This window comes from Streptomyces sp. NPDC021212 (assembly GCF_044332925.1).
Classification (GTDB): domain Bacteria; phylum Actinomycetota; class Actinomycetes; order Streptomycetales; family Streptomycetaceae; genus Streptomyces.
Map to the genome: position 1 here is coordinate 16,751 of NZ_JBIRPZ010000008.1, position 11,346 is coordinate 28,096.

Below are 11,346 nucleotides of genomic sequence, written 5' to 3' on the forward strand. Positions count from 1 at the left end.
GCATATATTCATAATTTAAGGTTGCATTGGGCCGCCGCCACTAACCGCTGACCAATGGTCACGTTTTGGCCAATGGTTGGGGGTTAAAAAACCCCCCCCCCCCCCCCCCCCCCAGAGGGGCATGCGCATCACTTCACCGGCACGCCCCACTCCACCACTTAGGGGCAGAGCACTACGAGGAGTTAATCGCAAACCGATAATCGTCCGCCATAAGGAGCAGAATCAAGCAGCCCTCCCCCATTCCTCTATTACCTCCGCTTTCCCCCCGACCACAGTCGGCCTGCACGCAGCCGACCGGACTCCAACCGGACAGCGATCCCACTTCCTGCCCAGATTCGGGTGAGACGCTCATTCCGATTGACTGTGCGAATTCCGTTCATTCGCACACGCGCGGGGCAGGGGCCAGCAGCACCAGCACGTTCACTGCCCGTTCTCCCCCGCTCAATGACCGGATGCGGCGCGCAAAGAATCCCGGGCGGGAGGACAGAGCCTCCCGCCCAGGTACCTGCCTCGAGTCTCTGGCCTGAGAAGGCAGGTATTCAGCAGATGCGGTACCAACGCATCGAGGACCACGTGGAACGAGCCCTCGCGAGTATGAGTACCACCCAGCGGTGAACGCTGAACTCTTCCCGACTTTTCTGGTTACGCACCCCGCTCGCGTGACAGCCGGGCCGACTTCCCAGCAGGCCGGGATGCCGCGTCCTCTCCAACTGGCGCCCGAGCATGTCCGTCGGCCGGACCCAGGCGCGATAGATCAAAAACTAGCCGAATCCGGTCGGATCTGATCAAAGGACATCTCGGCGGTCAGAGCGGACGCTACTGTCCCTGTTGCAGGCAACATGCCTGAGCCAGAACGCTCTAGGGGGGAAGTTGGCGGGGGACGTCACCGGGGACAAAGATCAGGCCCCTGAAGCACCCTCAGAACGGCTGAGCCTCTTCCGGTACCTGACAGCCGAGAACTCTGGCGACTACCTCGCCATCATGCGCCTGTTCTCCTCCACGCTGCTGGCCGACCTCTCGGCAGCGGAGGTGGTCAACCTCCTACGAGAGGAGGGCCGCAATCTCGACACCGACGCCGTCGAAGAGCGGTGTCGCATGCTGGTGCGCTGGGGCAATCTCATCCGGTCGCTGCGCGACGCGCGGGTCCCCACCATCGCCGACTACCGCAATTCGCGAGCCCGGTTCCAGATGTCCACGCTCGGCGGACGCGTGCAGCGCCAGGTCGAGGATCTGTTCCGGGCGACCGACGGCGCCCGGGAAGTGGCCCGGGAAGTGCTCGGGCACACCGTCGGCGTCCTCGATCGCATCCATGAGCGGCTGTCTGGTACCGCACCCGACGCCGAGGCCCTGGCCGCCGAAGTCACTACCGTCTTCAACAATCAGGCCCTGTTCAGCGAAAGTGCCCGCGACTTCTACAGCTACCTCGGGTCCGTGCTGACCCGCTATGACCTGGTCGGCGAAGAGTACGCGACCCTCAAAGGCCTGCTGCTGGAGTACGTCGAGCTGATCAGCAACGATGTCGCCCGCCACTCCCCCGCCATCGTCGAGCGGCTGGCCAGGCTCGATCCGCTCCTCCCCTCGCTCGTGGATCTGCTGTCGGCGCTGCCCGGTCTGGAAGCCGGCGGCGGGCCCGTGGAACGGCTGCCGGGCCGGTCTCTCTCCGACTGGGCCCAACTGTCCGCCTGGTACACCGGCAGCACGGGCAGATCGGGCCCGGCTCAGCTGCGGGCGGCGGCCGAGCAGGCCCTGGGCCAGCTGATCACGAACGCCAAACGCATGTTGTCTGCCGGCGGTACGGGAGCGTCACGGCGGGCCGATCTTCTGCGTCTGGCCGCCCTGCTCGCCACGGCCGACGCCGAACAGGCCGAGCGGGCCTTCGCCTCGGCCTTCGGCGCCTACGGAATGAGGCATCTGAGCGGCGGCGCGGAGGAGCCGGATACACAGGTCTCCCCGACGACATCCTGGTGGCACGCTCCGCCGATCGAGGTGCCGCTCTCGCTGCGTGAGCGGGGCGATCGTACTGCCCGGGGCCGCTCGTCCCGGGTCCCCGACCCCGGTACGGACCGGATCTGGCTGACGGCCCAGGCCGAGCAAGAAGCCGGACGGCTGCGCGCGGCGGTGGCCGAACTGATAGCGGCCAGGACGATGCACGGGGCCCAGGTGTCCGAGTACGCCCGTGAAGTGCTCCTGGACTACGTCGGGGACTTCATGGCGAGACACCAGGTACTCCCGCCGGACGAGCCCGTCACGATGCCTTTCGAGGATGTGGGAATGAGCCTGGTCGTGACCTACAGCAAGGGACGGAACACGGTAGTGCGTTCCCCCGACGGGACATGCTGTGTGATCCACGGCTTGATAGTCCGGGTGGAGCAGATCGCAGGTCAGCAGGCATCGGGGGGGATGTCGTGAGTTCACTGGTATCCGCCACGACAGCAGCCCATGACGCCTTGGAGCGGCGCCAAGCGGCACGGCTCCTGCTCGCCAGTCCGGTGCTGACGGCACACCGAAATCCCGGCGAACTGGCGCTGGTCCGCCGCCATGCGCCCGCGCTTCGATCCGTGTTCTCCCGGATGCTGGGCTACCAGTTGGTGGTCGAGTCCTCGTTCGCCCGCCTGGTCAAAGTGCCTGTGAGGGGCGATGCACCCGCCCGGCATAGCAGCGGCACCGGCTTCACCCCTCAGATTCGTGCCCTGTTCTGTCTAGCCTGCGCTGCTCTGCTCGCCCCGGGGACCGGCGAACAGATTCTGATCTCCTCATTCATCGAGCAGATCAGGGCCGACGCTGCCGCGGCCGGAGTCGCGCTGGATGACAGTCGGAGCCAGCGCCGTTACCTGGTGACGGCCATCGGCCTGCTGATCGAGTGGGGGGTGCTGACCGAGACAGACGGCACTCTGGCGGGATGGAGTGAACGCCACGAGGAGGCGCTGCTGAGTATTCACCGTCCGCTGCTGCCACACCTGCTGGCCAGGCCCTTGGGCTGTGTGGAACGCCTGGAAGACCTGTGGACCCCACCGGGTCCGGAGTCCGACGAACCGCGAAGGTCGCTGCGACGGAAACTGGTCGAGAACCCGCTGGTGCGTCGCGAGCAGCTCAGCGAATCGGAGCGCGATGTGCTGTCGCGTGAACGAAGTGACCTGACCCGACTGCTGGAAGAGCATTTCGGGCTGGTGCTGGAAGTGCGGGCCGAAGGCACCCTCGCCTATGCGAGCGACGGCCCGGCCAGCGACATCGAGTTCCCCGGTCCCGGCACGGTGCGGCAGGCCGCACTGCTGCTGATCGATGTGCTGCTGCAGCACAGGTCGGAGAGCACCCTGCCGACAGGGCCGGAACCGAGCCTGCGATGCACCTGGTCCGAGGTGGATGCCGCGCTCCAGGAACTGGCCGCGGCCCACGCCAAAGCGTGGTCGTCCCTTTACACCAGTGATCCCGACCGGCTGCGCAGCGACGTGATGCGCCTGCTACTGGCCATGTCGCTAGCTGAGGCCGACGACGAGGGGCTGCTGCTGCATCCGGTGGCAGCCCGCTACCGGCCCGTGGTCCGCGCCGGTACCCCTACACGTGCCGCAGCCCGGCTCAACACCGACAGCCCTGCTCCCGCCACCCTGTTCAAGGACACGTGGACCACCGCAACGGAGACCGCCTCGTGACCACTGCCACTCTCCCCGCGCCGCGTTGGCATCAGGATGCCACGCCCCACACCCCCCTGGGCCGCTGGCGACTGCGCCGTGCCGGGATCGTCAATGTCTGGCACTACCTCGACCAGGAGTTCGACATACAGGGAGGCCGGTTGGTGCTACGTGGCACCAACGGCTCCGGCAAGTCGCGAGCGCTGGAGATGCTGCTGCCCTTCCTCCTGGATGCCGACCGGCGACGGATGGACGCCACCGGCTCCGGGAAGGTCCGGCTGGAAGAACTCATGCGTGTCGGCGGCGGGGAACAGGGCAACCGGTTGGGCTATCTGTGGCTGGAAGTGGTTCGCTTCCCCCAAGGGGCCCAGGACGACCGATCCAGTGCGCGGCACGAGAAGGCGCAGTACCTCACGATCGGGGCCCTGGTGCGCTTCGCCCGCAGCACCGCCGAGGCCAAGGTTTGGTACTTCACCACACCTCAGCGCGTCGGGCATGAGCTGATGCTGATGGACGAGACCCGTACTCCCCTCTCCCGTGATCAGTTGGTCACAACGATCGGTGCAGACCGGATCACCGACCGCGCCGAAGTCCACCGGGAGAAGGTGCGCACCCAGGTGTTCGGGCTGACCGGAGAGGCAGGACGTCAGCGCTATGCGGGGCTGCTGCAACTGCTGCACACCCTGCGCTCCCCCGACGTGGGCAACCGCATCGACGAGGGACGGCTGCCTCAGATCCTCTCCGCCGCACTGCCACCCCTGTCCGACCAGGCACTGGCGGCCGCGGGTGAGGAACTCGACGGTCTCGAAGAAACCAGGGCGGCCCTGGCCCGACTCGAAGATGCCTGGCAGCGCGTCACCGACTTCCACAAGGTGTACTCCCGCTACGCCACCGGCGTCCTGGTCGACAGCGTGAGCGAGGCTCGTGAAGCAGCCCGCCAGGCACTAGCAATGGAACAACAGGAGTCCGAACAGGCAAGAGCCTACGAGCAGTTGGTGCAAGAGCACGCCCAGGCCCTGGCCGCGCAGGAAGAAGCCGAGAGCTACGTCAGGGAGCTCGCGGCCACAGCCGCGGGCCTTAAGGATTCCCGCGCCTACCGCGAGGCCCGCGAGCTGTCGGAACGTCTGGGCAGGCTTGAAGCCCTGGCGAGTGCCACCGACCACGCCCTACAGGCTGCGGCCGCCACCCGCCGGGAAGAGACCACGGTCGCATCCGCCAGCGCGCACGCCGGAGCCGAGACACAGACCGCCGTTCGCGCCGGCGCTGACCTCCTCACGCAGCTTCATAGCGCAGTGAGCCAGGCCCGGTTCACCACCCGCGTGCCCAGCGACTACGCCGCTGAACTGCGGCAGCCGACCGCGGCCTCCGAGCCTGTGCGCATCCGGCGTGACGCGGACCCGGTCGCCGTCACACGGCCCGACCCCACCCTTCTGGCCCCGGCGCCCGACACGCTGCGCGAGCAGCTTGCCGCACTGCTGCAGGCGTCAGCTGAAACCGGCGAGGCCGCCCATCTGCGCCGCGACCAGGCCATGGCCCGGGCTAGGGACGCGGTCGAGCTGGACGCCGGACTGCGTGGCGTGCAGCGTGCCGAGGAGCGGGCGGAAGAGAGCACGCAGGAGGCCCGGCTTCTCGAGGAATCCGCTACCGAGGCCTTCCAGCGCCGGGACGACTGCGCCGTCCTTCTCGCCGAAGCATGGCGCAGCTGGATCACGGTCCCGGACGGCCGCACCTTGCTGCCTGGCGTCGACTGGGCGGACAGTGCCGCCGCCGCGCTTCTCCTTGACGTCCACGCGCTAGCCGGCGAGGACGAAGAAGGCCGCGAGCAGGGTACCGATCTGAAGGCCTTGGACGTGCTGCCCAACCAGGCTGCCGGCCCAGCCCGTGCCGCGCATGCACGGGAACTGGCCGCGCTCGACGCCGCCGAGCAGCAAGCAGCCAGCCGACGCGCCGAGCTGGAGGCCGAAGCGGCTGCTCTGCGGCAGGCACGCGATGTACCGCCACCGGCCCCCGTCTGGGCCGACAACCCACCTGCCAACGGCATCGCACTGTGGCGGCTGCTCGACTTCAAAGACGGGCTCAGCGCCCGTGAGCAGGCGGGGCTGGAAGCAGCCCTGCTGGCCTCCGGCCTGCTCACTGCGCATGTCACTGCCGACGGCGTCGTCACCGAGTCGGGACAGCTCCTCGTGTCCAGTGACGCCTCCGTGGTCGTCCCCTCGCTGCGCTCCGTGCTGACGGCCTCGTCCGGCCACCAACCCGTTCGGGACACTCAGGTCCTGGCCGTCTTGGACCGGATCGCACTCGATGTGTCCGGGCACGCCACATGGATCAGCCGTGACGGGTCGTTCGGCATCGGCGCGCTGCGCGGACGGCACGCCCTGCCTGCCGCTCGCTACATCGGTGCCACGGCCCGGGCGGCTGCCCGGGCCGAGCGGCTGCGGCAGATCACACAAGAGTTGAGCACCCTGCACAGCGCCACGGAAGTCCGTGAGCGAGAACGCTCGGACGTCCTGGCGCGACAGGAGGCACTGGAGGCGCACCTGGCCGCCGCCCCGCGCTCACATGAACTGGCGGCCCTGCGCCTACAGGCGGTTTCTGCTCGCCGTAGCGCAGTGGCCAAGCAGCGACAGGCTGCGGAGCTGACACGGACAGCCGAACGGGAACGTCGCCAATGGGCGGCTGCCGAACGCGCTCACCGCGAGCGGTGCGCCGCGTTCAACCTCCCTGTTGCCGAAGGTGAGTTGAACACCGTGGCCGAGGCCGCAGGCCACGCGGCCTCCCTTTGCCGGAACCTGACTGCAGCCGGCGCATCCGTCACCTCCCGGCTCTCCGAAATGGAGAAGGCCCAGCAGACACTGGCCGAGACCGCCGACCGGCGGCGTCAGGCAGAAGCCACAGCAGGCATGCAGTGGGCCCTGTGGGCGGCGCAAGCAGCGGAGCTGGCCGCCCTGCAGGACAGCATCGGAGCCTCGGCCGAACAGGTGCACGCCCAGCTGGCCGAGGTGGAGGCCGCCACCGTGCAGGCAGAGGAAGAACGCAGCCGACACAGCAGGACCGTCACTGATCTAGTCGGTCGTCTCGGCACTGCCGAAGCCACCCTCGCCGCCTCACGGCAGTCCGTACAGGAAGCCCACGTACATCTGCACCGGGCCGCTGCCGTGCTCGCCACACGTGCGAGCCACCCCGCGCTGGCCCCCGCGGCCACCGGCCGGCCAGCCGCGCCGCTCCTGCCCGGCAGCAGCCCTGCCGATATCGCACAGGCCGCTCAGAAGGTGCAGGACATGCTCGCCCGCCCCTCGGCACGCGCTGACGTCACCGCGCTGCTGAGAGCCCTGTCCGCACTGGAACGTGAGGTGACGGGCACCTTCGACGTCCTGATCACCGTGGAGGATGAGCTGCACGTGGTGGAACTCGCTGACGCTGACGGCCGTCGGCACGTCCACGAGGCGGTCCATGACCTCAAAGAGCAGCGTGACCGCGGCCGCGAGGCCCTCACCAGCCGCGAGCGAGCCGCATTCGAGCACTTCGTTCTAGGCGGCATGGCCGAGGAACTACGCCTGCGTATCTCCCAGGCCTCCAAGCTGGTCAAGGACATGAACACCTCGCTGCGGTCCATCGCGACCAGCCACGGCATCGGTGTCCGGCTTCGCTGGCAACTGGCCGAAGACACCGAGCATCCTCTGGCCCGGATCAATGACCTCGTCTCCCACGACACCCGCGTACTCCGCGCTGATCAGCAAGAAGAGCTGATCGAACTCCTCAAGGCCCGGGTCGAGGAACGCTTCCGGGCCGATCCTCAGGCCGGATACACCGTGCACCTGCGCGACACGATGGACTATCGCTCCTGGTACACCCTGGAAGCCATCATCACCGGCCCCGAGCCCGGCCGTGAACGCCGGCTGAGCCGGCGCGCGAAACTCTCCCAGGGCGAGACTCGGTTTGTCTCCTACGTCACTCTGTTCGCCGCAGCCGACGCGTATCTGTCCGGACTGCCCGACGCTGACAGCGCACTGCGGCTGATCCTGCTCGACGACGCCTTCGCCAAGGTCGACAACCGCACCATCGCCGACCTCATGAGGCTGCTGGTACGCCTGGATCTGGATTTCGTGATGACCGGGCACGCGCTGTGGGGTTTCTTCCCCGAGGTGCCATTCGTGGACGCCTACGAGGTCCGCCGGGCCGAAGGCACCTCTGCCATCACCACCCACGTCCACTGGGACGGCCGCACCCGCCACCTGCATCTGGCAGGCCAACGATGACCGCAAAGGCTGAATGCCTGGCCGAACCCCTACGTTCCTACCTGGCCCATCCCAGCCTGCGCCCGGTCTGGACGGCGGCACGCGCCCGCATGGAACGCAACCGTCTCACCCCCGTCGGCAGTGTGCAGCTCACCCTCAATGAGGAGGCCGCTCACCGGTTGGCAGGCCTGCTGGGCACTCCCGCCGAGGCAGGAACCCACCGCTTGTCCCTCAAGCGGCTGGACGAGGCCCTGCGCGTCTCGGCCGCCGCCTGCGGACTTCTGACCGCGCTCGCGGACCTCACCGGTAGTCCGCTGCATGACCGCACCGCCGCCCGCGAACAACGCCAGGCCGAACGCAACAGCGTGTGGCAGTACCTGGACACCGAACTCGCGCGGGCCAGGCTCGCCCACACCACTTGGGCAGGCGACTGGATCGATGCCCTGCGCGCGTCCCGCTTCCTGAGCCGCGCGACTCCCAAGGCCGCGATTAGCGCAGTAACCATGGCTGTCGAGACCCTGCGGACGCTACCCGCCCTCGCCGGCACAGCACCCCAGACCGGCGGGCAGATCCGCGAGCTGGCCGAGCTCGCGGCTGTCGTCACCAATGACGCCCACGGCCTGGACGGCGGCACACTGACCGCCGCTCTGGTCCTGCAAGCAATCGCCACCGCTCTGGATCAGCCCGCTCCCACCACGACCCGCGAACGACGACATCTGTGGGAACAGGCTGGCATCACCACCGACTTACTGTCCGGGACCGTCCTCACATGGCACCTGGACCCGCCGGGGGACGCTCCCTGGCCCACCATGCTGCGCCAGCGCACCAAGCTCGGCCTGGCCACCCACCTCACCGTGCAGGAACTCCGCTCCCCCGCAGCCGCGCAATGTCCTTTGATCCGTCCAGGCCAAAGGGTCTACGCCTGTGAGAACCCCCAAGTTCTCCAGGCGGCCCTGCGGCACACAACAGCGGCACCGTTGGTCTGCACGTCGGGGAATCCTTCACACGCCGCCTGGATCCTGCTCGAGCGGCTGATCGCTGACGGTGTCGACATCGTCTACCACGGCGACTTCGACTGGCCTGGCATTGCCATAGCCACCCGCATCTACACCATTGGCGCCCACCCCTGGCGCATGCACACCAGCGACTACCGAGCCGCGCTCCGCAATCCCACCACAGCCGACCGCCTCCCGCTGGCCGGGACCGCGCTGCCCACGCCATGGGATCCCGCGTTATCGCAGGCGATGCAGAACGCCGACACCGTCGTGCACGAAGAAAGCCAACTCCCCTGTCTCCTAGCCGACATGAACTCCTGACGGGCTCGTGCGCAGTCATGGGACGGAACGGAGATAGTGCATCCATGGGCCCCGTGCTCGTACGCCATCCGCTTCACGCACTGCTCGCCCGCGAGCACACCACCGCCGCCACGTACCTCAAGCGGGTCGCCGACCGGCACCAAGCCCTGGGATACGGGCAGATGGTTGGTCCACCGCAAGGAGAAGCTCTCCCGGTGGACCGGCGGGCACCGAACCGGAAATAACAGCTCAGCTCGCCATGGCTAACCTGCACGGCATCGCCCCCGAGGAAGTCCACCGCCGCGGCTGGCTCGCCAGCTGACGTCTGTGACAGCTGTGCAGGCGAGCGCTGCGGCGCGCGGTTTGGAGGCGACCGCGTCTACTTTGCGCAGGACCTTGGCCAGGTGGCCCTCCTTGGGGTCTGTGCAGTTTTTGATGTGCCAGATCACAGCGTCCGGAGGGAGGCCCAGGGTGGGGGTGCTTGGCCTTCACAACCCAGAGACGGGCAGTTGCCAGATCGGCGATGACAGATGTGTTCCCCGGCAATCTGGGGCCGTGGTTCGCAGCCTGGGTCAAGGTGATGAACGGGAAACTCCCCAAGGCCGACGATGACCTAGACGATGCCGACCTTTCTCATCGGCGAGGCAGCCCGTCAGGAAGACGGAGTTTCCCTGGCGTGCGGTCCAGGTGCCCAGGTCAGTGGTGACAGACCATGTCGGCTGCACGCCGAGCGACTCGTCCGTCCAGCAGGTCTTGCCGGTGACTGTCGCGCGAGGCTCCCCTGTACACGGCGAGGTGAGGGTGACGGTCCATACCGGCACAGGGCCATGACGACCTCCCGTGCGGGTATTGACGTACACGCTGGGGCGGCGGCCTGACAGGTAGACGGCGATTACGATGGCTTCCGCGACAGGACCCGCCTTCTGGCTGATCTGGGTGATCGACGCTTGATTGGGCTTTTGTGATATGTGCCCTTCCGCCCGGATAATCGCCGTTAGCCAGGCCTCTCGCTGCTCGGTCGACATCGCGAGCACTTGCTGGACGCAGTCAGTTTTCGGGCTTCCGGCGCGTTCGGTCAGATCGCGCGCATACGGAGCCGACAGGCGCCACTCCCTGTCATGGCGCAACTCACCGTTGACGTGCCGCTCACGGGTCCGTGTCACTCGACCGTGCCCATCCAGTGCCAGGTCTATGGCTGCCCAGTTCTGCTCCTTCGTCTGGGCGATGAGGTAGGTCATGGGCGTTGAGCCGGACTTGTAGCCCTTCTCTGGGTTCCGACCGCGCGACGGGCGAGGTTTCTGCTGCCAGCCGTCACCCGCGATCCACGCCAGCAGAGCCGCTTCCTTCACAGTGATGGCGAGTTCGCCGACCGTCTCGGCAGGCCGGCTCAGAACGATCTGTTGCCCGCGTTTGAGAGCCTGCTGCTCGACGAAGTACTCGTGAGCGGCATGGGGGTTGCGCCGTCTGCCGCGGGCGTGGTGGCCGTGGAGGTAGAGGTTCGGCATACCCCGCTCGATGCCCTTCTCAGGTACGGGGTTCTTCGCGGGAGTGGTGGTTTTGCCGCATCCGCACTGGCACTTGCCGTACGGGATCGTGCCGGGTGCGGGTGGCGGGGCGCACAGTGCCTCGGTGCGCTCCACCAGCCACCGATGGTCCGGTGCGGCGACAGCAGACCACTTCGAGGTGCCGAAGCGGTGAAGTTCTGCGGCGCCGTGGTGTACAGCGGTGACGCGAGTCCACAGACTCACGCCTCTTTGCATGCTGTAGCCCATGGTCTCGTCACCCACACGTACTTGATCATGCCGCAGCCATCCCCGACGTGTAAGCATCATCGTGCCTAAATCCATATATCAGGGGATACCACAGGCCACCGACAACGGACACGTGGTGACCTCCGCCGCAGAGCCAGTCGCATCTCCGGTTGTCTTGAGAGCACCGTGATTCAGGTGATCGAGCTGCCGAATAGTCTGCACACCCGCCCCAACCTGGATAGGCGACGTCACTGTCGGCATCTACGCCCACGTACGGCTCCGACTCCCACGCCAAACCATCAACACACTTGGCAGCGCCCTTACCGGAATGCGGATAGTAACGACGTTCCGCCCGCTGCGGCCCTCCTCCCGAGATTGTCGTCAAACACCCAGGAGCCCCGGCTGAGTAACAACTCGGCGGGGGCTCCTAGGTGTGCGC

General features: G+C 67.3%; 6 protein-coding genes. 5 read left to right on the forward strand and 1 reads right to left on the reverse strand.

Annotation, left to right across the window (positions count from 1 at the left end):
* The first annotated feature begins 870 nt into the window (after positions 1–870).
* Genes ACH4SI_RS21800 through ACH4SI_RS21820 form a run of 5 tightly spaced genes read left to right on the forward strand, consistent with a single transcriptional unit; the run spans position 871 to position 9,401 of the window.
* Positions 871–2,409 carry a TIGR02677 family protein gene (locus ACH4SI_RS21800; RefSeq protein ID WP_398298035.1) on the forward strand — a complete coding sequence of 513 codons (1,539 nt, stop codon included), beginning with the start codon at positions 871–873 and terminating at the stop codon, positions 2,407–2,409.
* Positions 2,406–3,647, forward strand: coding sequence for a TIGR02678 family protein (locus tag ACH4SI_RS21805; RefSeq protein ID WP_398298037.1), 1,242 nt, complete (start codon positions 2,406–2,408; stop codon positions 3,645–3,647). The genes ACH4SI_RS21800 and ACH4SI_RS21805 overlap by 4 nt, the downstream gene beginning before the upstream one ends.
* Positions 3,644–7,882: a TIGR02680 family protein gene (locus ACH4SI_RS21810; protein ID WP_398298039.1), complete on the forward strand. Its 4,239-nt coding sequence runs from the start codon at positions 3,644–3,646 to the stop codon at positions 7,880–7,882. The genes ACH4SI_RS21805 and ACH4SI_RS21810 overlap by 4 nt, the downstream gene beginning before the upstream one ends.
* The gene (locus tag ACH4SI_RS21815; RefSeq protein ID WP_398298041.1) at positions 7,879–9,177 is read left to right on the forward strand and encodes a TIGR02679 family protein; all 1,299 of its coding nucleotides are present in this window, start codon (positions 7,879–7,881) and stop codon (positions 9,175–9,177) included. Before ACH4SI_RS21810 ends, ACH4SI_RS21815 begins: the two co-directional genes overlap by 4 nt.
* A 44-nt stretch (positions 9,178–9,221) precedes the next feature.
* Positions 9,222–9,401, forward strand: a complete 180-nt coding sequence (locus ACH4SI_RS21820) for a hypothetical protein (RefSeq protein ID WP_398298043.1) — start codon at positions 9,222–9,224, stop codon at positions 9,399–9,401.
* A gap of 327 nt (positions 9,402–9,728) precedes the next feature.
* Here ACH4SI_RS21820 and ACH4SI_RS21825 read toward each other — a convergent pair whose 3' ends face one another.
* Positions 9,729–11,003, reverse strand: a complete 1,275-nt coding sequence (locus ACH4SI_RS21825) for a hypothetical protein (protein WP_398298045.1) — start codon at positions 11,001–11,003, stop codon at positions 9,729–9,731.
* Positions 11,004–11,346 lie beyond the last annotated feature (343 nt).

Bases quoted from the DNA above. Each gene is read 5' to 3' on its own strand.
- ACH4SI_RS21825 (WP_398298045.1), bottom strand. From the start codon at position 11,003: ATGGATTTAGGCACGATGATGCTTACACGTCGGGGATGGCTGCGGCAT.
- ACH4SI_RS21815 (WP_398298041.1), top strand. From the start codon at position 7,879: ATGACCGCAAAGGCTGAATGCCTGGCCGAACCCCTACGTTCCTACCTG.
- ACH4SI_RS21820 (WP_398298043.1), top strand. From the start codon at position 9,222: ATGGGCCCCGTGCTCGTACGCCATCCGCTTCACGCACTGCTCGCCCGC.